This is a genomic window from Kosakonia sp. H7A (assembly GCF_003028445.1).
GTDB classification, from domain to species: domain Bacteria; phylum Pseudomonadota; class Gammaproteobacteria; order Enterobacterales; family Enterobacteriaceae; genus Kosakonia; species Kosakonia radicincitans.
This window is the reverse complement of the sequence record NZ_PYTZ01000006.1, coordinates 66,034-88,874: the sequence shown is the minus strand read 5'-3', so window position 1 is coordinate 88,874 and position 22,841 is coordinate 66,034. Positions and strand designations below refer to the sequence as shown.

General features: G+C 53.3%; 19 protein-coding genes and 1 other RNA gene. 8 read left to right on the top strand and 12 right to left on the bottom strand.

The annotated features are described in order from the left end of the window. Positions 1-17: 17 nt before the first annotated feature. Together ssrS and CWM66_RS19170 are read left to right on the top strand one after the other, a co-directional pair. A non-coding RNA gene (ssrS, locus tag CWM66_RS19175) (6S RNA) lies at positions 18-201 on the top strand. 21 nt (positions 202-222) lie between these two features. After that, positions 223-819, top strand: a complete 597-nt coding sequence (locus CWM66_RS19170) for a 5-formyltetrahydrofolate cyclo-ligase (protein ID WP_072439431.1) — start codon at positions 223-225, stop codon at positions 817-819. Positions 820-862: 43 nt separating this feature from the next. Here CWM66_RS19170 and serA read toward each other — a convergent pair whose 3' ends face one another. Together serA and rpiA are read right to left on the bottom strand one after the other, a co-directional pair. After that, positions 863-2,095: a phosphoglycerate dehydrogenase gene (gene serA / locus CWM66_RS19165; protein ID WP_007370234.1), complete on the bottom strand. Its 1,233-nt coding sequence runs from the start codon at positions 2,093-2,095 to the stop codon at positions 863-865. 267 nt (positions 2,096-2,362) lie between these two features. Then, complete coding sequence (rpiA, locus tag CWM66_RS19155) at positions 2,363-3,022, bottom strand: ribose-5-phosphate isomerase RpiA (protein ID WP_072439429.1); 660 nt, start codon at positions 3,020-3,022, stop codon at positions 2,363-2,365. Between the two features lie 164 nt (positions 3,023-3,186). On the opposite strand from rpiA, the gene argP reads away from it, so the two are divergent. Continuing rightward, the gene (gene argP, locus CWM66_RS19150; protein ID WP_007370232.1) at positions 3,187-4,080 is read left to right on the top strand and encodes a DNA-binding transcriptional regulator ArgP; all 894 of its coding nucleotides are present in this window, start codon (positions 3,187-3,189) and stop codon (positions 4,078-4,080) included. Positions 4,081-4,120: 40 nt separating this feature from the next. On the opposite strand, the gene CWM66_RS19145 is transcribed toward argP, so the two are convergent. From CWM66_RS19145 to tkt, 8 genes are all read right to left on the bottom strand, one after another. After that, complete coding sequence (locus CWM66_RS19145) at positions 4,121-4,861, bottom strand: oxidative stress defense protein (protein ID WP_107147090.1); 741 nt, start codon at positions 4,859-4,861, stop codon at positions 4,121-4,123. Between the two features lie 94 nt (positions 4,862-4,955). Then, the gene (gene argO / locus CWM66_RS19140) at positions 4,956-5,591 is read right to left on the bottom strand and encodes an arginine exporter ArgO (RefSeq protein WP_107147089.1); all 636 of its coding nucleotides are present in this window, start codon (positions 5,589-5,591) and stop codon (positions 4,956-4,958) included. Positions 5,592-5,729: 138 nt separating this feature from the next. Continuing rightward, positions 5,730-6,590: a small-conductance mechanosensitive channel MscS gene (gene mscS / locus CWM66_RS19135; protein ID WP_007370229.1), complete on the bottom strand. Its 861-nt coding sequence runs from the start codon at positions 6,588-6,590 to the stop codon at positions 5,730-5,732. A 186-nt stretch (positions 6,591-6,776) separates the two neighbouring features. Continuing rightward, positions 6,777-7,856, bottom strand: a complete 1,080-nt coding sequence (gene fbaA, locus CWM66_RS19130) for a class II fructose-bisphosphate aldolase (RefSeq protein WP_007370228.1) — start codon at positions 7,854-7,856, stop codon at positions 6,777-6,779. Positions 7,857-8,057: 201 nt separating this feature from the next. After that, positions 8,058-9,221: a phosphoglycerate kinase gene (pgk, locus tag CWM66_RS19125; protein WP_007370227.1), complete on the bottom strand. Its 1,164-nt coding sequence runs from the start codon at positions 9,219-9,221 to the stop codon at positions 8,058-8,060. Between the two features lie 48 nt (positions 9,222-9,269). Beyond that, the gene (epd, locus tag CWM66_RS19120) at positions 9,270-10,289 is read right to left on the bottom strand and encodes an erythrose-4-phosphate dehydrogenase (RefSeq protein ID WP_035889583.1); all 1,020 of its coding nucleotides are present in this window, start codon (positions 10,287-10,289) and stop codon (positions 9,270-9,272) included. A gap of 344 nt (positions 10,290-10,633) precedes the next feature. Continuing rightward, entirely contained in the window at positions 10,634-11,383 is a 750-nt protein-coding gene (locus tag CWM66_RS19115; protein ID WP_071921395.1) for a phage antirepressor KilAC domain-containing protein, read from the bottom strand. Positions 11,384-11,678: 295 nt separating this feature from the next. Further along, on the bottom strand, positions 11,679-13,670 hold the full coding sequence (tkt, locus tag CWM66_RS19110; protein WP_007370224.1) for a transketolase: 1,992 nt from the start codon (positions 13,668-13,670) through the stop codon (positions 11,679-11,681). A gap of 279 nt (positions 13,671-13,949) precedes the next feature. Between tkt and CWM66_RS19105 the strand changes: the two genes are divergently transcribed. Together CWM66_RS19105 and CWM66_RS19100 are read left to right on the top strand one after the other, a co-directional pair. Then, positions 13,950-14,708, top strand: a complete 759-nt coding sequence (locus CWM66_RS19105) for a M48 family metallopeptidase (RefSeq protein ID WP_007370223.1) — start codon at positions 13,950-13,952, stop codon at positions 14,706-14,708. A gap of 373 nt (positions 14,709-15,081) precedes the next feature. Further along, positions 15,082-16,350, top strand: a complete 1,269-nt coding sequence (locus tag CWM66_RS19100) for an OprD family outer membrane porin (protein WP_090397830.1) — start codon at positions 15,082-15,084, stop codon at positions 16,348-16,350. Positions 16,351-16,415: 65 nt separating this feature from the next. On the opposite strand, the gene speA is transcribed toward CWM66_RS19100, so the two are convergent. Both speA and yqgB read right to left on the bottom strand, forming a co-directional pair. After that, on the bottom strand, positions 16,416-18,392 hold the full coding sequence (gene speA, locus CWM66_RS19095) for a biosynthetic arginine decarboxylase (protein ID WP_071531973.1): 1,977 nt from the start codon (positions 18,390-18,392) through the stop codon (positions 16,416-16,418). Positions 18,393-18,400: 8 nt separating this feature from the next. After that, positions 18,401-18,583 carry an acid stress response protein YqgB gene (yqgB, locus tag CWM66_RS29555; RefSeq protein ID WP_139201280.1) on the bottom strand — a complete coding sequence of 61 codons (183 nt, stop codon included), beginning with the start codon at positions 18,581-18,583 and terminating at the stop codon, positions 18,401-18,403. 655 nt (positions 18,584-19,238) lie between these two features. On the opposite strand from yqgB, the gene metK reads away from it, so the two are divergent. The 3 genes from metK to CWM66_RS19070 all read left to right on the top strand — a co-directional run bounded on the left by metK (position 19,239) and on the right by CWM66_RS19070 (position 22,761). Then, positions 19,239-20,390, top strand: a complete 1,152-nt coding sequence (gene metK, locus CWM66_RS19080) for a methionine adenosyltransferase (RefSeq protein ID WP_007370216.1) — start codon at positions 19,239-19,241, stop codon at positions 20,388-20,390. Between the two features lie 390 nt (positions 20,391-20,780). Then, positions 20,781-22,175 carry a sugar porter family MFS transporter gene (locus CWM66_RS19075; protein WP_007370214.1) on the top strand — a complete coding sequence of 465 codons (1,395 nt, stop codon included), beginning with the start codon at positions 20,781-20,783 and terminating at the stop codon, positions 22,173-22,175. Between the two features lie 79 nt (positions 22,176-22,254). Further along, a complete protein-coding gene (locus CWM66_RS19070) occupies positions 22,255-22,761 on the top strand; it encodes a SprT family zinc-dependent metalloprotease (RefSeq protein WP_107147087.1) in 507 nt (168 codons plus the stop codon). Positions 22,762-22,841 lie beyond the last annotated feature (80 nt).

Here is a 22,841-nt window from a genome sequence, read left to right as displayed (position 1 = left end):
GTGATCGTGAAGACAAAATTTCTCTGAGATGTTTGCAAGCGGGCCAGTCCCCTGAGCCGATATTTCATACCACAAGAATGTGGCGATCCATGGTTGGTGAGCATGCTCGGTCCGTCCGAGAAGCCTTAAAATCATGACGACGCATTCACCTTGAACCAAGGGTTCAAGGGTTACAGCCTGCGGCGGCATCTCGGAGATTCCCTTCTTTTTCTACCCAAAACCATGACGCAACTTCCTGATTTTCCCTCTTCGCGACAAGAAATCCGCAAACTTATCCGCCAGCGTCGACGTGCGCTAAGCAGCGAGCAGCAGGCGCATTTTGCCCAGCAGGCCGCCGCGCGCATGATGGCATATCCGCCCGTCGTGATGGCGCATACCGTGGCGCTGTTTCTCTCTTTCGACGGTGAACTGGATACCCAGCCGTTGATTGAACAACTCTGGCGCAGCGGAAAGCGGGTTTACCTGCCAGTGCTGCACCCGTTTAGCCCGGGCAATCTGCTCTTTCTGCATTACCACCCGCACAGCGAACTGGTGATTAATCGCCTGAAGATTCAGGAGCCGAAACTGGACGTGCGCGATGTCCTGCCGCTTAATCAGTTGGATGTGTTGGTTACGCCGCTGGTGGCGTTCGACGAACAAGGCCAGCGTTTAGGTATGGGCGGCGGTTTTTACGATCGCACCCTGCAAAACTGGCGCGCCTACAACTTACAGCCCGTGGGCTACGCGCATGACTGTCAGGGCATTCAGGCCCTGCCTGTGGAAGAGTGGGATATTCCGCTACCTGCGGTAGTCACACCATCAAAAGTGTGGGAGTGGTAACAGGTTTCCCCCTCCCTTGCGGGAGAGGAAAACACAATACTTATCAGAACAGCAGACGGGCGCGAATCGTGCCGGGAATCGCTTTCATGCTCTGCAACGCTTTTTGCGCGACATCTTCTTCCGCTTCGATATCAACCACGACATAACCCATGTACGGCGTTGTTTGCAGGTACTGCGCCGCGATGTTGATATTCTGGCTGGCAAAGATTTGGTTGAGTGCAGTCAGCACGCCAGGACGGTTTTCGTGGATGTGCAGCAGGCGACGGCCGCCGTGCATCGGCAAAGAAACTTCCGGAAAGTTAACAGCCGACAGCGTAGAACCGTTGTCAGAATATTTAATCAGTTTACCTGCTACTTCAAGACCGATATTTTCCTGCGCTTCTTGCGTTGAACCGCCGATGTGCGGCGTCAACAGCACGTTGTCAAACTCACACAACGGGGAATCAAACGGATCGCTGTTGGTGGCAGGTTCCGTCGGGAAGACGTCAATTGCCGCACCAGCCAGATGTTTGCTTTTCAGCGCATCACATAGCGCCGGAATATCGACCACCGTGCCGCGAGAAGCGTTGATCAGCAGCGCGCCAGGCTTCATCAATTTCAGCTCTTCAACGCCAATCATATCTTTGGTTGACGGGGTTTCCGGCACATGCAGGCTCACCACATCGCTCATGTTCAGCAGATCGGAAAGATGCTGTACCTGCGTGGCGTTGCCCAGCGGCAGTTTGCTTTCGATGTCGTAGAAGAAGACGTGCATCCCCAGCGATTCCGCCAGAATACCCAACTGCGTACCGATATGACCATAACCGATAATACCGAGCTTTTTACCGCGCGCTTCGTAAGAACCGACCGCCAGTTTGTTCCAGACACCACGGTGCGCTTTCGCGTTCGCTTCAGGAATACCACGCATCAGCAGCAACAGTTCGCCAATAACCAGTTCCGCCACGGAACGGGTGTTGGAGAACGGTGCATTGAACACCGGGATACCACGTTTTGCAGCCGCGTCCAGATTCACCTGGTTAGTACCAATACAGAAACAGCCCACAGCGACTAATTTTTCCGCCGCCGCGATAACATCTTCAGTCAGTTGAGTACGGGATCGCAGGCCGATAAAGTGGGCATCACGGATGGACTCTTTAAGCTGCTCGGTGTCCAGCGCACCTTTGTGGAATTCAATGTTGGTATAACCCGCCGCACGGAGGCTATCCAGTGCTTTCTGATGCACCCCTTCGACGAGCAGAAATTTAATCTTGTCTTTCTCCAGTGATACCTTTGCCATTTACCCGACCCTGTTTTTTGTCTTGACTGTGATGTTGTGCGAAATGCAATTTTCTTCAGTCAACATATCAAAAAAAACTATTGCAGCAATATGAACGTTTGCGTGCGCACTCTGAAGAAATGTCATACAGCGAGGAATGGCAGATAAAAATGCTGTTAAAGCGTGGAGTAGTGGCAGGTAGTGCATAATCAGCGGATAAATGTGACAGATATCACCAAATTTGCCGATCGTGTTTTTTTACGGGGAGGCGAACGCCTCCCCGTCAGATCATTTTATGATGGTTTTCACACCATCGGCGGTGCCGATCAGCGCCACATCCGCGCCACGATTGGCGAATAACCCTACAGTGACTACGCCCGGGATGCTATTGATGCTGTTTTCCAGTGCAATCGGATCGATGATCTCCAGCCCATAAACGTCGAGGATCACGTTGCCATTATCGGTGACAACGTTCTGACGATATTCCGGGCGACCGCCCAGCTTCACCAGTTGACGCGCAACGGCGCTGCGAGCCATCGGGATAACCTCCACCGGCAGCGGGAATTTCCCCAGGATATCAACCTGCTTGGATGCATCAGCGATACAGATAAATTTATCCGCTACCGAGGCGATAATTTTCTCACGCGTCAACGCTGCGCCGCCGCCTTTGATCATCTGCATCTGGCCGTTGATTTCGTCCGCGCCATCAACGTAGATATCCAGTTTATCCACTTCGTTGAGATCGAACACGGTAATGCCAAGACTTTTCAGTTTCGCGGTGGAGGCATCCGAACTGGAAACCGCGCCTTCGATCTGGCCTTTCATCGTGCCGAGCGCATCAATAAAGTGCGCCGCAGTGGAGCCAGTGCCTACGCCGACAATAGTTCCGGGCTCAACATACTTGAGTGCCGCCCAGCCCACTGCCTTTTTGAGTTCATCCTGCGTCATGGTCGTTCGCCTGTGGTGTGAAATTTCAGGCGCATTATAGACCACCCTTCGCCTAAATGTCCCTGTGACCAGTGTCACATTACGCGACGTCCAATTTCGTCTGATTCTAATAAAAATTTATGTCATAGTGCTGAGTAATCATTTTTCAGGAGATTGGCCGAGCAATGAAACGTCCGGACTACAGAACCTTACAGGCGCTTGATGCGGTCATTCGTGAGCGTGGGTTTGAGCGCGCCGCGCAAAAACTGTGTATTACTCAGTCCGCCGTGTCGCAGCGCATAAAACAGCTCGAAAACATGTTCGGCCAGCCATTGCTGGTACGTACTGTTCCGCCGCGTCCCACCGAACAAGGGCAGAAACTGCTGGCGCTGTTGCGTCAGGTCGAGCTGCTGGAAGAAGAGTGGCTGGGCGATGAGCAAACAGGCTCGACGCCGTTGCTGTTGTCGCTGGCGGTCAATGCCGACAGCCTGGCAACCTGGCTGCTGCCTGCACTGGCGCCGGTACTGGTGGATTCGCCTATCCGGCTGAACTTGCAGGTTGAGGATGAAACCCGCACCCAGGAGCGACTGCGTCGCGGCGAAGTGGTTGGTGCGGTCAGTATTCAGCCGCAGGCGCTGCCGAGCTGCCTTGTCGATCAACTTGGCGCGCTGGATTACCTGTTTGTCGGTTCCAGAGAATTCGCCGAACGCTATTTTCCTAATGGCGTAACCCGCTCAGCGCTGCTGAAAGCCCCGGCGGTGGCGTTCGACCATCTGGATGATATGCATCAGGCATTTTTGCAGCAATATTTCGATTTACCGCCGGGTAGCGTGCCCTGTCATATCGTGAATTCATCGGAAGCGTTTGTGCAACTGGCGCGCCAGGGCACGACCTGCTGTATGATCCCGCACCTGCAAATCGAGAAAGAGTTAAAGAGCGGTGATTTGATCGATCTGACGCCAGGCCTGTTACAGCGCCGTATGCTCTACTGGCACCGTTTTGCGCCGGAAAGCCGGATGATGCGCAACGTGACGGATGCGCTGCTGGAGTATGGACATCGGGTATTAAGGCAGGATTGAACAGCTAACCTCTCCCCGACCGGGGAGAGGATGAACAACTTTACTTCGCCGCGGTGGCTGCCGGCTGCTCAGCCTGAGCAGGCTCAAGCTGGAACACCACATCAACCTGATCGTCAAACTGAATCGTCGGCTGCTCGTAGGTTTCCTGGGTGGAAACCGGCGCGGCATCCGCTTTCATCATCCGGACCATTGGGCTTGGCTGATAATTAGAAACATGGTAGCGAATGCTGTAAACCGGGCCGAGTTTGGCATTGAAACCGGCTGCCAGCTGCTGCGCCTGACGGGTCGCATCATCGATCGCTGCTTTGCGCGCTTTATCTTTGAAAGAGTCCGCTTGCGCAACGCCCAGCGACACGGAGCGAATCTCGTTCAGCCCCGCTTTCAGCGCGCCATCCAGCAGTGAGTTAAGCTTATCCAGCTCGCGCAATGTCACTTCAACCGTACGCACAGCGCGATAACCTTTCAGGATGCTTTTGCCGTTCTGGTAGTCGTAATCTGGCTGGGTGCGTAAGTTTGCGGAATTGATGTCTTTCCTGGCGATACCATTTTGCTCAAGAAAACTCAGGTATTGCGCAACGCGGTCATCGGCCTGTTTTTTCGCTGATGCGGCGTCTTTTGCAGCGACGTTCACTTCAATCGCCAGCGTGGCGATATCCGGAGTCGCATCCACGCTAGCCGTGCCTGAGGTGACGATATGCGGGCCGTCAGGCAATTCGTTTGCCTGTACCGCCATTGCACTGAAACCGACTGCCGCCGCCAGGGCCATCACTTTAAATTTCACAGTTGCTCCTCCATGTTGCGTTAATACGTCCGAATACGCATACGCCTTGGCAGCAAGCTTAGCGGCTCAGCGTGAATTGTCCATCGGACTTACCCTAACTGAATAATCCCTGTACATGATGAATACCTTCATGCGCAAGCTGGAAGGCAATAAACCACATCACCAACCCAACCACAGCATTGATTAGCCGCTGCGCTTTCGCCGTGCGCAAACGAGGAGCAAGCCAGGCAGCGAGTAACGCAAGGCTGAAGAACCACAGGAAAGAAGCGCTCACCGTTCCCAGCGCGAACCAGCGCTTTGGCTCCGCATCCAGCTGTCCGCCGAGACTACCCAGCACCACGAAAGTGTCGAGATAGACATGCGGGTTGAGCCAGGTAACCGCCAGCATGGTCGCAATGATACGCCAGCGCCCCTGGCGTGATGCTTCGGCGCTTGCCAGTTCGAGATGACTACTCAGTGCCGTTTTCAGTGCGCCAAAACCGTACCATAGCAGAAACGCCACACCGCCCCAGGTCACCAGCGCCAGCAGCCACGGGGATTGCATCAACAGCGCGCTGCCGCCAAACACGCCAGCGCAGATCAGCACCACATCGCTCATCGTGCATAAAAAGGCAGTCATGATGTGATACTGCCTGCGGATCCCCTGGTTCATCACAAAAGCGTTTTGCGGCCCAAGCGGCAGGATCAACGCGGCCCCAAGCATAATGCCTTGAAAGTAATAAGATAACACGTCGTAATTCCGTCAGATTGTTTCGGAAGCAGACTATAGCGCGGGAACATCATTAGCGGAAATTGATAATTTTAATCGTTAAGTAGCAATGCTAATGTTGATGAGCAAAAAGAAGGCCGGCGCCGCCGGCCCCATATCTTACTGCTCTGTCTGCTCATGAGAACGTTTGAGGTTTACGTCCATCTGCGGGAACGGGAAGCTGATGCCATTCTCGTCAAAGCGACGTTTGATCAGCTCCAGCACATCCCAGTAAACGGCTTGCAGATCGCTACTCTTACTCCAGACACGCACCACAAAGTTAATGGAGGACGGCCCCAGTTCATTCAGACGCACCGTCATTTCGCGATCTTTGATAATGCGTTCATCAGCCTGGATAATTTCAGTCAGAATGCGTTTCACCTGGTCGATATCAGAATCGTAAGCCACACCGATAATAAATTCGTTGCGACGCACCGGCTCACGAGAGAAGTTCACGATATTTCCGGCAATGATTTTACCATTTGGGATCACCACGATACGCCCGTCCACCGTACGCATAGTGGTGGAGAAAATCTGCACCTGCAACACGGTTCCGGCAACGCCACCCAAATCGACATATTCCCCCGAACGGAACGGGCGGAAAGTCACCAGCAGCACGCCAGCGGCGAGGTTCGAAAGCGAACCCTGCAACGCCAGACCGATGGCTAAACCGGCGGCACCCAGTACGGCAATCACCGAGGCCGTCTGCACGCCGACGCGACCCAACGCGGCAATCAGGGTAAAGGCGATAATGCCATAGCGTACCAGCGCGGAGAGAAAATCAGCCACGGTAGCGTCGATGTGTCGCGCAACCATCACGCGATTAACCGTATTCGAGACAATACGCGCCACAATCATACCGACAATAATGATGGCGATAGCCGCCACAATGTTAACGGCATAGCTCAGCAGCAGCGCCTGATTGTTCACCAGCCACGAGCCTGCGTCGTTAATGCTGTCAACAACGTTAAGATCTTCCATTCGTGCTTCCTTATGTTGTTCCAAAATGGGAAAACCACCCCTTCAAGCAAGGAGAGATCCCTAAAGGGTAAACAAAAAGCCGCATTTACGCCAAGTAGATCACACTTTGTGCTCTACGCCAGCTTATTGAAATGGCAATAAAAAAGGCCCGCATTTTGCGGGCCTTTTCAGATAAAGCAGCGGAAATTACAGAACGTCTACTGCATTCAGTTCTTTGAAAGCCTGCTCCAGACGAGTCACCATGCTGGTCTGCGCTGCACGCAGCCATACACGCGGATCGTAGTATTTTTTGTTCGGCTGGTCTGCGCCTTTCGGGTTGCCCAGTTGGCCCTGCAGGTAGCCTTCGTTTTCTTTGTAGTACTTCAGGATACCTTCCCAGGTTGCCCATTGGGTGTCGGTATCGATGTTCATTTTGATAACGCCGTAGCTTACAGAGTCTTTGATTTCCTGAGCAGTAGAACCGGAACCGCCATGGAATACGAAGTTCAGGCTGTTGTGCGGCAGGTTATGTTTTTTGGAAACATATTCCTGAGAATCGCGCAGGATAGTCGGGGTCAGTTTCACGTTACCCGGTTTGTAGACACCGTGTACGTTACCGAAGGAAGCTGCGATGGTGAAACGCGGGCTGATTTTGCTCAGCTCAGTGTAAGCGTAATCAACGTCTTCCGGCTGGGTGTACAGTGCAGAAGCGTCCATATGGCTGTTGTCCACGCCATCTTCTTCACCACCAGTGCAACCCAGTTCGATTTCCAGAGTCATGCCCATTTTGGACATGCGCGCCAGATATTTGGAGCTAATGGCAATGTTCTCTTCCAGAGACTCTTCGGAAAGGTCGATCATGTGAGAAGAGAACAGCGGTTTACCGGTTGCAGCGAAGTGTTTTTCACCCGCGTCCAGCAGACCGTCAATCCACGGCAGCAGTTTTTTCGCGCAGTGGTCAGTGTGCAGAATGACCGGAACGCCGTAATGTTCTGCCATCTGATGAACATGGTGGGCGCCAGAGATTGCGCCGAGGATTGCTGCGCCCTGAGGAACGTCAGTTTTCACGCCTTTACCGGCAATAAACGCAGCGCCGCCGTTAGAGAACTGAACGATAACCGGTGCTTTAACTTTGGCAGCAGCTTCCAGAACGGCGTTGATGGAATCAGTACCCACGCAGTTAACCGCTGGCAGAGCAAAGTTGTTTTCTTTAGCTACCTGGAACACTTTCTGAACGTCATCACCAGTGATCACGCCAGGTTTTACGAAATCAAAAATTTTAGACATGTACGTAGTCCTGTATCTTCGGCCGTTTCAGCTCGTCATAATTCGTGCTGCCAGTGGGCTGGCTTCTCTCGCGCCTCCAGTGACTCACTATGGCAAGTTTTTGGAGTTTCGCTGCGTCACCGTCTTCTGGCAGCGCGAATTAGTTAGAGCAACAATTGAATCGTTTTGAAAAACAGGCAGGGTTATCCCGCCTGAACAATTTTACTTCTTAGCACGCTCTTCGAGCATGGCTACTGCAGGCAGAACCTTGCCTTCCACGAATTCGAGGAATGCGCCGCCGCCAGTAGAGATGTAGGAAATCTTGTCAGCAATACCGAACAGGTCGATAGCAGCCAGAGTGTCACCACCGCCTGCGATGGAGAACGCGTCGCTGTCGGCGATAGCGTTAGCCACGATTTCAGTACCTTTACGGAAGTTCGGGAATTCAAACACGCCAACCGGACCATTCCACAGAATAGTTTTGGCATTTTTCAGAATTTCAGCCAGTTTTTCAGCAGATGCATCGCCCAGATCCAGAATTTGCTCATCATCTTTGATGTCATTGACGGATTTCAGGGTTGCCGTTGCGGTTTCAGAGAACTCGGTGGCTACGCGAACATCAGTCGGGACCGGAATATCGCAAGTGCCCAGCAGACGTTTTGCTTCGTCAACCAGGTCAGCTTCGTACAGGGATTTACCTACGTTGTGGCCCTGAGCAGCGACGAAGGTGTTAGCGATACCGCCACCAACGATCAGCTGGTCAGCAATTTTGGACAGAGAGTCCAGAACGGTCAGCTTAGTGGAAACTTTAGAACCGCCAACAATAGCAACCATCGGACGAGCCGGTTCTTTCAGCGCTTTACCCAGCGCGTCCAGTTCGTCAGCCAGCAGCGGGCCTGCGCACGCTACGTCAGCGAATTTGCCGATACCGTGAGTAGAAGCCTGCGCACGGTGAGCAGTACCGAATGCGTCCATAACGAATACGTCGCACAGCGCAGCGTATTTTTTCGCCAGCGCTTCGTCGTCTTTCTTCTCGCCTTTGTTGAAGCGAACGTTTTCCAGAACAACCAGTTCACCGGCAGCCACTTCAACGCCGTCCAGGTAATCTTTAACCAGACGAACCGGGTTGGAGAGTTTGTCTTTCAGATAGTTAACAACCGGCAGCAGAGAGAATTCTTCGTTGTACTCGCCTTCGGTCGGACGACCCAGATGGGAAGTTACCATCACTTTCGCACCCTGCTTCAGCGCCAGTTCAATAGTTGGCAGGGAAGCACGGATACGCGCGTCGCTGGTGACTTTGCCATCTTTAACCGGCACGTTCAGATCAGCACGGATGAAAACGCGTTTACCAGCCAGATCCAGATCGGTCATCTTAATTACAGACATGGTGAATCCTCTCAATGATTCTTAAAGTTTTGCGAGCGCTGTCGCGCCCTACCTGAAACCAATAGCCGACATTGCTAACGTCGTGTCGAGCATCCGGTTAGCAAAGCCCCATTCGTTGTCGCACCACACAAGGGTTTTAATAAGGTGCGCACCACTTACCCGCGTCTGTGTGCCATCAACAATGGCGCTGTGCGGATCGTGATTAAAATCGGTTGAAACCAACGGTAATTCCGTATAATCAACTATACCATGAAATGTCCCACGCGCTGCTTTTTGCAGCAACATGTTGACTTCCATAGCTTTTACAGGTTTTTTCACCGTTACGCTCAGATCGATCGCGGTCACGTTAATTGTCGGTACGCGCACCGCTATCGCTTCAAATCTGTCATTAAACTGCGGGAAAATTCGCGTGATGCCCGCCGCCAGTTTGGTATCCACCGGAATGATCGACTGGCTGGCCGCACGCGTACGCCGCAGATCGGGGTGGTAAGCGTCAATCACTTGCTGGTCATGCATCGCGGAGTGAATGGTTGTCACCGTTCCCGACTCAATGCCATAAGCATCGTCGAGCAGTTTTATGACCGGAATAATACAGTTTGTCGTACAGGAGGCATTAGAGACCAGAAGGTCTTCAGAGCGAAGGGTTTCCTGGTTAACACCGAAAACAATCGTTGCGTCGAGATCGTGGCTGCCAGGATGGGAAAAGAGCACTTTTTTCGCGCCCGCCGCCAGATGCGCCTCGCCATCCTCACGGTTGCCGTATACGCCGGTACAGTCGAGCACCACATCTACACCCAGCTCGCGCCACGGCAGTGCCGCAATTGAGCGCTCATGCAGGATGCGAATTACGTCGTCACCCACAAACAATTGTTCGCGCTCCTGGCGAACATCCCAGGCAAAACGCCCGTGGCTGGTGTCATATTTCAATAAATGCGCCATGCCCACAGCATCGGCCAGTTCATTGATTGCTACCACGGTGATTTCCGCCCGACGCCCGGATTCATATAAAGCACGAACCACGTTGCGCCCAATGCGACCGAAACCATTAATCGCTATGCGTACGGTCATAATTCTCCTGCAAGGCTAGCTGGCCTGAAGTGGATGACAGAGTAATCCAGCCACCACAGAAGGGGAATCCTCGCCTGCCTTAAACTGCGTTTGTTTGGTTAATTGTCGAACATTTAATCGACTGAAACGCTTCAGCTAGAATAAGCGAAACAAGGAATAAAAGGAATGATTGTCCAGACGGTTTCGCCAGTAATCTGACTTGCATCACATTTTTGCAGGAATAATCAGCGCGGCCAGAAGGTTCTTTCGTGAGGAAAATAACCGACAGAAAGAGGATGAGCGCAACAAAGCGTCCCTGCATGACCCGGTTGATGAAGAAAAGCAAAATCCTTTTCTGGCGCTGATTAAAACCAGCTATGCTCCGGCGCCTTCGGCTCGGTGCGTTCTGCGCGCGGCATCTCAACCGGCTGCGACGAGAGTTGCTTAGCCCACAGATCGGCCACCCACTTCACCCCCTTCGCGGTGAAACGCGCCTGAGACCAGCTACGTTTGTTTTCCCCGACGCCACCATGAACAGTGAAGTAACCTTCATCAATATGGTACTGCTGCGGCATCAACGCACCGTTTACACGCTGCATAATATTGCGCTCAAGCAAAAAACATCGAAACAGAGACTCTTTCACGCGCAGCATCTTGCAAAGCTGACGAAAACCAAGCGACTCTTCAACCCTGACATAGCGGTCAAAGAACTCCGCCTTTGGGGCTAAGAGAGCAAGTAACTCTTCCGCTCGCTGACGTTTTTCGTACTGCTCAGCCCAGGCGCGTGCGGCGGCGGCAGGATTCGTAAAATCGGGCAGACTGATAAGCTTCTCTTTCTCCTGCCAGCGATCGAGCATTTCTGCCGTAAAGGTCGGCGAGAGGCGCGAAACCGTCAGCAATGAGTCCCGTTTATTAAGCAAAAATTCTTGTCGCATCTCGCCTTCTCGCTCGTACGGGTGCTCTTTCACCGGCTGGGAGAGCCGCTGCGCGGTTTCCAGGCTTTTCACCATCCGCTTCACTTCGCCATGCGTCACGCCTGTCAATTTTGCGATTTCACGGCTGCTGATTGTCGCCAGCACAGGCTGAGAATTGAGATTGTCACCAGGAATTATCATAGGTTCACTCCTTACTCACATTCACCCTAGATAATTTGCAGAATTATTATACAATTTACTGGATGTATATCCAGTATATTTTTCATGCACGGATCAATGCCGTTTTAGTCGAGTTACTAAGAAGAGAGTGTTGGGTCAGGAGGCAGAAGATTAGGGGTATAGCTGAATGACGGATGGCGCTTCGCTTATCCGGTCTACATATTCTGCAACCCCGTAGACTTGATAATGCTCAAGCGCCATCCGAAATGACTTTTCATGCAGGCCCGGCAGGCGGAGCGCCGCCGGGCAAGAGTGGTTACAGCAGCGCTTTCGCTTTTGCCACCACATTGTCAACGGTAAAACCAAACTCTTCAAACAACAGTTCTGCCGGAGCAGATTCGCCGAAGGTGGTCATACCCACTACCGCGCCGTTCAGGCCGACGTATTTGTACCAGAAGTCCGCAATGCCGGCTTCGATAGCCACACGGGCAGAAACCGCTTTCGGCAGCACGGATTCACGGTATGCCGCATCCTGTTTGTCGAAGGTGTCGGTCGACGGCATGGAAACCACGCGCGCCTTCACGCCTTCGGCAGTCAGTTTTTCATAAGCAGCAACCGCCAGTTCCACTTCGGAACCGGTAGCAATCAGGATCAGTTCCGGCTGACCAGCACTCTCTTTCAGCACGTAGGCGCCACGGGCGACATCTGCCAGTTGCTGTGCCGTACGCTCCTGCTGCGCCAGGTTCTGACGGGAAAGGATCAGCGCAGTCGGACCGTCAGCACGTTCAACGCCATATTTCCACGCCACTGCGGATTCCACCTGGTCACACGGACGCCAGGTGCTGACGTTCGGGGTCAGGCGCAGGGAAGCTACCTGCTCGACCGGCTGGTGCGTCGGGCCGTCTTCGCCCAGACCGATGGAGTCGTGGGTGTAAACCAGCACCTGACGCTGTTTCATCAGCGCCGCCATACGCACCGCATTACGGGCATATTCAACGAACATCAGGAAGGTCGAGGTATACGGCAGGAAACCGCCATGCAGCGAGATACCATTGGCAATTGCCGTCATACCGAACTCGCGCACGCCGTAGTGAATGTAGTTACCGGCAGTGTCTTCGTTAATCGCTTTCGAACCGGACCAGATAGTCAGGTTGGATGGCGCCAGGTCAGCGGAGCCGCCGAGGAATTCCGGCAACAGCGGACCGAAAGCTTCAATGGCATTTTGCGACGCTTTGCGGCTGGCGATTTTCGCCGGGTTAGCCTGAAGCTTCTCGACAAACGCCTGCGCTTTGGCATCGAAATCAGACGGCAGTTCGCCCTTCATACGGCGGGTGAACTCAGCGGCTTCCTGCGGGAAGGCTTTGGCGTAAGCGGCGAATTTGTCGTTCCACGCCGCTTCTTTGGCCTGGCCGGCTTCTTTCGCATCCCACTGTGCATAGATTTCAGACGGGATTTCAAACGGCGCGTATTTCCAGCCGAGCGCTTCACGGGTCAGAGCGATTTCAGCATCGCCCAGCGGCGCACCGTGGGAATCGTGGGTACCGGCTTTGTTCGGCGAACCGAAACCGATGATGGTTTTGCACATCAGCAGCGACGGTTTATCGGTAACAGCACGGGCTTCTTCCACTGCACGTTTGATGGCGTCCGCGTCGTGGCCGTCAATGCCGCGCACTACGTGCCAGCCGTAGGCTTCAAAGCGTTTCGCCGTGTCATCGGTGAACCAGCCTTCAACATGGCCGTCGATGGAGATGCCGTTGTCATCGTAGAACGCAACCAGTTTGCCCAGTTTCAGCGTACCGGCCAGGGAGCAGGCTTCATGGGAAATGCCTTCCATCATGCAGCCGTCGCCCATAAAGGCGTAGGTGAAGTGGTCAACAATCTCGTGCCCAGGACGGTTGAACTGCGCTGCGAGAGTTTTCTCTGCAATCGCCATGCCCACGGCGTTGGCAATGCCCTGCCCCAGCGGACCAGTGGTAGTTTCCACACCCGCGGTGTAACCCACTTCCGGGTGGCCCGGAGTTTTCGAGTGCAGCTGACGGAAGTTCTGCAGCTCGGACATCGGCAGATCATAGCCGGTGAGGTGCAGCAGGCTGTAAATCAGCATCGAACCGTGGCCGTTGGACAGCACAAAGCGGTCGCGATCGGCCCAGGCCGGATTCGTCGGGTTGTGGTTCAGAAAATCACGCCACAGGACCTCGGCGATGTCCGCCATACCCATCGGGGCTCCCGGGTGACCGGATTTGGCTTTCTGTACCGCGTCCATGCTCAGCGCACGAATAGCATTGGCAAGCTCTTTACGTGAGGACATTTTGACTCCAGATCGGACTGTTAAGGGCTGTTCCCGTAACGACTTGACGACAGCGCGTTTTGGGCTACGCCGGAAAAAAGTGCCAACAATGTAACCCAAGCGGCATGCCATGTACATGGAGCATCCTTTTGCCGATTCAGAAATCTCTGGAAGCCGCTCGCATGTTGCGCAATCTACTCGCCTGGCACTCTGACTCTTCCTTATACTGACAATCTGCAGGTTCGTCTTGAGCCGGCGTAGTTAGCAGCATATTGACTCAACCATTACGGAAAATAACAAATGAAAATTCGCCCGCTTCTCTTTGCTCTGGGAATAACAACCGTCCTTGCTGGCTGCCAGAATATGGACTCAAATGCTTTTCTCAGCTCCGGCGCAGAAGCTTTTCAGGCCTACACGCTGAGCGATGCGCAAGTAAAAGCATTAAGTGATGACGCCTGTAAACAGATGGACAGTAAAGCAACCATCGCGCCCGCCAGCAGCACCTACAGCCAACGCCTGGCTAAAATTGCTGCTGCGCTCGGCGATAACATCAACGGCCAGCCGGTCAACTACAAGATTTATGTGGCAAAAGACGTGAATGCTTTTGCCATGGCAAACGGCTGCATCCGCGTCTACAGCGCGCTGATGGATATGATGACCGACAACGAAGTTGAAGCGGTGATCGGCCACGAAATGGGCCACGTTGCGCTGGGCCATGTGAAAAAAGGGATGCAGGTGGCGCTGGGTACCAATGCGATACGCGCAGCCGCAGCGTCGGCAGGCGGTATTGTCGGCAGCCTGTCGCAGTCGCAGCTCGGCGCACTGGGCGAACAACTGGTAAATTCACAGTTCTCTCAGCGCCAGGAATCCGAAGCGGATGACTACTCCTACGATCTGTTGCGCAAACGCGGCATCAACCCGGCAGGGCTGGCGACCAGCTTTGAGAAACTGGCAAAAATGGAAGAGGGTCGGCAGAGTTCGATGTTTGACGATCATCCGGCATCGGCGGAGCGCGCCCAGCATATTCGCGATCGCATGGCCGCAGACGGAATTAAATAATCGCATTGGGAGGCAATATAGCCTCCCTTTTTGCCAGGCCTGAAAAATATTCATCTCAGAAAAAACGCATTAATTGCCAAAACAATAGCACGGAACGCCAAATAGAAATCCCGTTACCACAAGCGTATTATTTTTTAAAAAAATCTGATGCAGTAATTTATTTCGCAGAGCAGAATCACAAACATATTTCCCCACTTAAATATTGGGGTATGTCCAGATAATAAATAATCTACCCCTGCTCTGCTACTTTCTGGGACAAGCCGATGGCAAGCCAGCAGTGCAGCAGACAACGATTGCTTTCGGGATCGTTTCAGGTAACTATAAATCAGCAAGTTATTTCTTTTGGCATTCTACAGACAGAGAAGTTCCCTCAGTGAAAAAACAATTATCCTTACTCGCTTTAAGTATTATTCTGGCAGTTCCGGCATTCGCCAGTCAGCAATCCTCAAGCCAGGGTTTTATTGACGACAGTCATTTAGATCTCTTTTTACGCAATGCTTATATTAATCGTGATTATCGCAGCGGCGCAGATAATAAAGCGGAATGGGGTCAGGGATTTATTACCACCTTTCAATCTGGCTTCACTCAGGGGCTGGTAGGTTTTGGTGTTGACGGTATTGCGCAATACGGAGTACGCCTCGATGGCGGCCGTGGCCGCAGCGGCGCAGGCGGTATCGACTTCTTTGCTCAGGATAATGACGGCAAAGCAAAATCCGATCTGGCTAAATTTGGTGCGACCGCCAAAATGCGTATCTCCAATACCGTACTGAGCTATGGTACCCAGCGCCCGGAACTGCCCATCCTGAATGCCGACAGCTCCCGTTTACTGTACGAAACCTATACCGGTACGATGCTGACCTCGAAAGAGGTTGACGGTCTGGAAGTAAACGCCGGTTACTTCACTGATGAGCAGCGTAAAAGTGATGACAGCCACAACACTGGGCTGAAAAGCCTGAGCTTCGGCGGAGCCAGCTATCAATTTAACGATCAATTCAGCGGTGCGCTCTATGCATCCCGCGTGGAAGACGTACTGAATAAACAATACCTCGGTCTGAATTTCAAACAACCGTTCAGCACCGGCCAGCAGGTGGTTCTGGATTTCAACGGTTATAACTCGCGTCTGGATCAGGGTTATGCAGACAGCCAGAATACCGGCCGCAGCAACAGTATCTGGAGCCTGGCCGCCAGCTATATTTGGGATATTCACACCTTTAAACTGGCGTACCAGCAGAGTAGCGGCAGCACCGGCTATCACTACGGCAGCTACAAAAACGTGGGCGGCGTCGGCGATGGTGGCAACACCATCTGGCTGGCGAACTCCTACTGGTCGGATTTTAACGGTGAAGATGAGCGTTCGTGGCAGGCTTCTTACGGGCTGGATTTTGCCGGTCTGGGCTTACCGGGTCTGAGTTGGACCACCGCTTATGTACGCGGCGACAACATCAAAACCACCGAAACCAGTAACGGTAAAGAGCATGAATGGTTCAACCAGCTTCAGTACCAGGTGCAGAGTGGCCCGGCGAAAGATCTGAAACTGAAAGTGCGCTACTCCGTACTGCGCGTTTCCGACAATGCCAGCGATTACAATATTGGCGGCAACGAAGTTCGCCTCTACGCAGAATATCCGTTCAACGTATTCTGATAAAAAAATCCCTTCCGCGCCTGCTGGCGGGAAGGGATTTATTTCATCACAGCGTCATTACTGTGTTATTCATCTTCCAGATAGGTGTAACCGTACAGGCCCGATTCGAACTCTTCAAGGAACTGCTGTTGCAGCGCTTCGTCCAGACCGGTCTGCTTCACCTGATCGCGGAACTGCGTCAGTAACGTATTCGGATCGAGTTGCACATACTGCAACATATCCGCCACCGTATCCCCTTCGTCAGACAGTTCAACTTCCACACTGCCATCCGGGAAGACAAACACGTCAACCGCTTCGGTATCACCAAACAGGTTATGCATGTTGCCGAGGATCTCCTGATACGCGCCCACCATAAAGAAGCCCAGGATTGGTGGGTTCTCCGGATCGTACTCCGGGATCGGCATGGTGGTCGCGATGCCGTCGCCATCCACGTAATGATCAATGGCGCCGTCTGAATCACAGGTGATATCGAGCAGCACCGCGCGGCGTTCCGGCGCATGGTTCAGCCCTTCCAGCGGCAGCACCGGGAACAGTTGATCGATACCCCAGGCATCCGGCATCGACTGGAACAGCGAGAAGTTGACGTACATTTTGTCCGCCATACGTTCCTGCAATTCGTCGATAATCGGGCGATGCGCGCGGTTGCTCGGATCGAGCTGCTTCTGCACTTCATGGCACATATTCAGATAGAGCTGCTCGGCCCAGGCTCGTTCTTGCAGGCTGAAAGCGCCAGAGGAATAGCCGACATGAATATCATGCAGATCCATCTGGCTGTCATGCAGCCATTCACGCAGCGAACGGCGGGTGCCAGGCTCGTGCATCTCCTGCCAGGTTTCCCACATGCTTTGCAGCGCACGCGGCGCATCTTCCGCCGGTGGAGTCGCTTGCGTGTACTCGTTACGTTCAACGCCAATAATGTTAGAAACCAGCACAGTGTGATGCGCCGTCACCGCGCGGCCGGATTCGGTGATCACCGTCGGATGCGGCAAGCCATGCTCTTCGCAGGCATCGCCAATCGCCCAAATGATGTTGTTGGCATACTCGTTCAGGCCATAGTTGACCGAGCAGTCGGACTGCGAGCGTGTACCTTCATAATCCACGCCCAAACCGCCGCCGACATCGAAGCACTGGATATTGACGCCCAGCTTATGCAGCTCGACGTAGAAACGCGCGGATTCACGCACGCCCGTCGCGATATCACGGATGTTGGCCATCTGCGAACCGAGGTGGAAGTGCAGCAACTGAATGCTGTCGAGACGCCCGCGCTCACGTAGGATCTCCACCAGTTGCAGCACCTGCGTTGCCGCAAGGCCAAATTTCGATTTCTCGCCGCCGGAGGATTGCCATTTGCCGGAACCTTGCGATGCCAGACGCGCGCGTACGCCGAGGCGTGGCACCACGTTCAGGCGTTCAGCTTCTTCCAGTACGATGGCGATTTCGGTCATTTTCTCAATCACCAGATAGACCTTGTGGCCCATCTTTTCGCCAATCAGCGCAAGACGAATGTATTCACGATCTTTATAACCGTTACAGACAATCACCGAACGGGTCATGCCGGCATGTGCCAGAACGGCCATCAATTCCGCTTTGGAACCGGCTTCCAGCCCCAGCGGTTCGCCGGAATGGATCAGGGATTCAATCACACGGCGATGCTGGTTCACCTTGATCGGGTAAACCAGGAAATAATCGCCGTTGTAGCCGTAGGACTCACGCGCTCGTTTGAACGCGGCATTAATCGAGCGCAGACGGTGTTGCAGGATCTGCGGGAAGCAGAACAATGCGGGCAGACGTTGCCCCTGTGCTTCACGTGCTTTTACCAGCTGTGCCAGGTCGACACGGGCTTCCGGGACGTCCGGATCCGGGCAAACGCTGATATGGCCCAGCTCGTTGACGTCGTAGTAGTTATTGCCCCACCAGGCAATGTTATAAGTACGAAGCATCTTGCTGGCTTCCTGGGAGCTCATCGCAACCTCCTGCATGGAACGTAGTACACCCTGTTCGCCTGCTGACGAAGGCGAAAACGAAGACATGTCGTCAGACATAGCGAACCTCAATCTATAAAAGTGTATACCCTGCGCACATCACGCTGAGCGATTGCCGAAGCGCGAAGAGACACAGGAATAAAATAGTTGACTACTATCGCAGTGACACATAGCGATAACAACCCATAAACAGCCTGGCATAGCCTGATTTCAGGCCAACGCCACGCCTGTGCGACCGGTTTCTTTTTCATATCATTGTAAAACACGCATCCGAACGTCTGTATGACAGCCCGGCGAAACCACGAGAAAACTCCTGTATTAGCAGGAGAGCCCTTGTTCAGGTATCACAACGCCTTACCGGCCCTGGAGTCCTGGGAAGCGCCGAAATGGGTATAACATCGGCAGGTTTGCAGATTAGAAATGCAGGTTGCGGGGAATAAACGCACGCCAGAACGGCGCGACAGATTCTGCGGAAAACGACGGTTCATTATCTCTTATCACCTCCAACGCAAGCCATAGCGACCCGCGACAAGCCAAAGCCCTGAATCAACTGCTTAACCCGGCTGGAAGTGGCGACACGGCGTTTTGGCCGTGCGCTTTTTTTTAAGAGCCGCGCGCGGCGTTTTATACCGACAACGGGGTGAAAATGCAAAATAAAAAAGCTGTGTTTGCCGCATTGTCAGGAAAAATTTCCGTCACTATTTGTGTCAGGATGAGGTCAGGATCAAAAAAAGGCTGGAAATGGGTTCAACAAGTGACCTAAAATAGCCGTCCAGATGTTAATCCATCCAGATTGATTAACTCTCAGACTTCTTGTGCCATCATCTGCAATCTGCGCCGCCAGGCGTGAAAACATCCGGGCACAGAATTCGAGCTAACCGTATTACTCCAGGGTGAAAACTTACTATGGCAAAACACCTTTTTACGTCCGAGTCCGTTTCTGAAGGGCATCCTGACAAAATTGCTGACCAAATTTCAGACGCCGTGCTGGATGCCATCCTCGAACAGGATCCGAAAGCGCGCGTTGCATGCGAAACCTATGTTAAAACCGGTATGGTACTGGTTGGCGGTGAAATCACTACCAGCGCATGGGTCGATATCGAAGAGATCACCCGTAACACCGTACGCGAAATCGGCTATGTGCACTCCGACATGGGCTTTGATGCCAATTCTTGCGCCGTACTGAGCGCCATTGGTAAGCAATCTCCGGACATCAACCAGGGTGTTGACCGTGCCGATCCGCTGGAACAGGGCGCAGGCGACCAGGGCCTGATGTTTGGTTACGCGACCAATGAAACTGACGTGTTGATGCCAGCACCGATCACCTACGCCCACCGTCTGGTAGAGCGTCAGGCTGAAGTGCGTAAAAACGGCACCCTGCCGTGGCTGCGCCCGGACGCAAAAAGCCAGGTCACTTTCCAGTATGATGACGGCAAAATCGCCGGCATCGATGCTGTCGTTCTGTCTACACAGCACGCTGAAGAGATTGACCAGAAATCGCTGCAAGAAGCGGTCATGGAAGAGATTATCAAGCCGATCCTGCCAGCCGAGTGGCTGAACGCGTCCACCAAATTCTTTATCAACCCGACCGGCCGTTTCGTTATCGGCGGCCCAATGGGCGATTGTGGTCTGACCGGCCGTAAAATCATCGTTGATACCTACGGCGGTATGGCTCGTCACGGTGGCGGCGCGTTCTCCGGTAAAGATCCGTCGAAAGTGGACCGTTCCGCAGCATATGCCGCTCGTTACGTGGCGAAAAACATCGTTGCTGCAGGTCTGGCCGATCGTTGTGAAATTCAGGTTTCCTACGCTATCGGTATCGCAGAACCGACGTCCATCATGGTGGAAACATTCGGTACTGAGAAAGTGCCAACCGAGCAACTGACGCTGCTGGTCCGCGAATTCTTCGACCTGCGTCCGTATGGCCTGATCCAGATGCTGGATCTGCTGCACCCGATCTACAAACAAACCGCTGCATACGGTCACTTTGGTCGCGAAACTTTCCCATGGGAAAAAACCGACAAAGCCGCTCTGCTGCGTGAAGCTGCCGGCCTGTAATAATCCGCTGACAGTTTTCTTCTAAAGGCCAGCCTCGTGCTGGCCTTTTGCATTTCTCGTCCGGTTATTTTCGCCGTCTATACTGTTAACGCCTGCCTGGTATTTTTCTGAAAGCGATTACACCTCACCGCTTCGCTGATTTTTTCAGATTTTTCCTTTTGAAAAAGGAATGAAGCAGAGTTGTTACATTAAGTTTCGGCTTAGTCTGAAACTTCTCCTTTGCACTCACCTTTCAACGTAAACAATCCTATAATATTTAACACTTTTATTTACATTACCGGTCTTAACGCAATGTAACCGATTACACTCATGTGATGTAAATCACGTAATTTTGCCGGTAACTGGCCTACTTTTGTCACCGGAAAAACCAATACATCAATGGAGGGCATCATGCCTGACAATAAAAAACAGGGGCATTCAAATAAGGCGATGACCTTTTTTGTTTGTTTCCTCGCTGCACTGGCAGGATTACTTTTTGGTCTGGATATTGGGGTTATTGCTGGTGCGCTGCCCTTTATCACCAAAGACTTTCAAATTAGCTCACATACCCAGGAGTGGGTGGTCAGTTCAATGATGTTCGGCGCCGCCGTCGGTGCTGTTGGTAGCGGCTGGCTCTCCTGGCGCCTGGGGCGTAAAAAAAGTTTGATGATTGGCGCCGTGTTGTTTGTGGCGGGATCGCTGTGCTCTGCCGCTGCGCCAAATGTGGAAGTGTTGATTATTTCCCGCGTGCTGCTTGGTCTGGCCGTTGGGATCGCCTCCTACACCGCGCCGCTCTACCTTTCCGAGATCGCACCGGAAAAAATTCGCGGCAGCATGATCTCCATGTATCAGTTAATGATAACCATCGGGATTCTCGGCGCGTATCTCTCGGACACGGCCTTCAGCTACAGCGGCGCATGGCGCTGGATGCTGGGCGTGATCATCATTCCGGCGATTCTGCTGCTGATTGGGGTCTTCTTCCTGCCGGACAGTCCGCGCTGGTTTGCCGCTAAACGCCGCTTCCACGATGCCGAACGCGTGCTGCTACGCCTGCGCGACACCAGCGCGGAAGCGAAAAATGAACTGGAAGAGATTCGCGAAAGCCTGAAAGTGAAACAGACCGGCTGGGCGCTGTTTAAAGAGAACAGCAATTTCCGCCGCGCGGTGTTCCTCGGCGTGCTGTTGCAAATCATGCAACAGTTTACCGGTATGAACGTCATCATGTACTACGCGCCGAAAATCTTCGAACTGGCGGGTTACAGCAACACCAACGAGCAGATGTGGGGCACCGTTATCGTTGGTCTGACCAACGTGCTTGCAACCTTTATCGCTATCGGTCTGGTAGACCGCTGGGGACGTAAACCGACGCTGGTGCTGGGCTTCCTGGTAATGGCCGCCGGGATGGGTATTCTCGGTACGATGCTGCACCTCGGCATCCACTCACCATCAGCGCAGTACTTTGCGGTCGCCATGTTGCTGATGTTCATTGTGGGTTTTGCCATGAGCGCCGGTCCGCTGATCTGGGTACTGTGCTCCGAAATCCAGCCGCTGAAAGGCCGCGACTTCGGTATCACCTGCTCCACCGCCACTAACTGGATTGCCAATATGATCGTCGGCGCAACTTTCCTGACGATGCTGAACTCACTGGGCAATGCCAATACCTTCTGGGTTTACGGCGCGCTGAACCTGTTGTTCATTGTACTGACCCTGTGGCTGGTGCCGGAAACCAAACACGTTTCGCTGGAGCACATCGAGCGTAACCTGATGCGCGGCCGTCCGCTGCGCGAGATCGGTTCCCACAATTAACCCTTCAGGCTTCCTCTGCGGAGGAAGCCTCTGTTTTGCCTGTTGCACTCGCGCTTCGCCGATCCTATTCTCAGCACTTATGAAAACTCCCCGTCTCCCCATCGCCATCCAGCAAGCCGTCATGCAGAGCCTGCGGGATAAACTTGCCCTTGCGAACCAGAAACTGGAGCGCAGCTATCCCGAACCTAAAGTGGTGTATCAACAGCGTGGCACAGCTGCGGGCACGGCCTGGCTGGCGGATTACGAAATCCGTCTCAACCCTGTGCTGCTGCTGGAAAACCAGCAGGCATTTGTTGAAGAAGTGGTTCCGCATGAGCTGGCGCATCTGCTGGTGTGGAAACACTTCGGTCGCGTTGCGCCGCACGGTAAAGAGTGGAAATGGATGATGGAGGGCGTGCTTGGCGTTCCTGCCCGCCGCACGCACCAGTTCGAACTGGAATCGGTAAGACGCAATACTTTCCCATACCATTGTCGGTGCCAGCAGCACCAGCTTACGGTACGCCGACACAACCGCGTGCTGCGCGGCGAGGCCGTTTACCGCTGTGTACGCTGTGGCGAACCGCTCATTGCCGACGCGACTAGCTGAATCCATTAAGAAATTTTCTGCTCTTACTGATTGCATCAGACAACGCCTTCCGCTACGTTGCGAACTCGTTTCACAGGGAG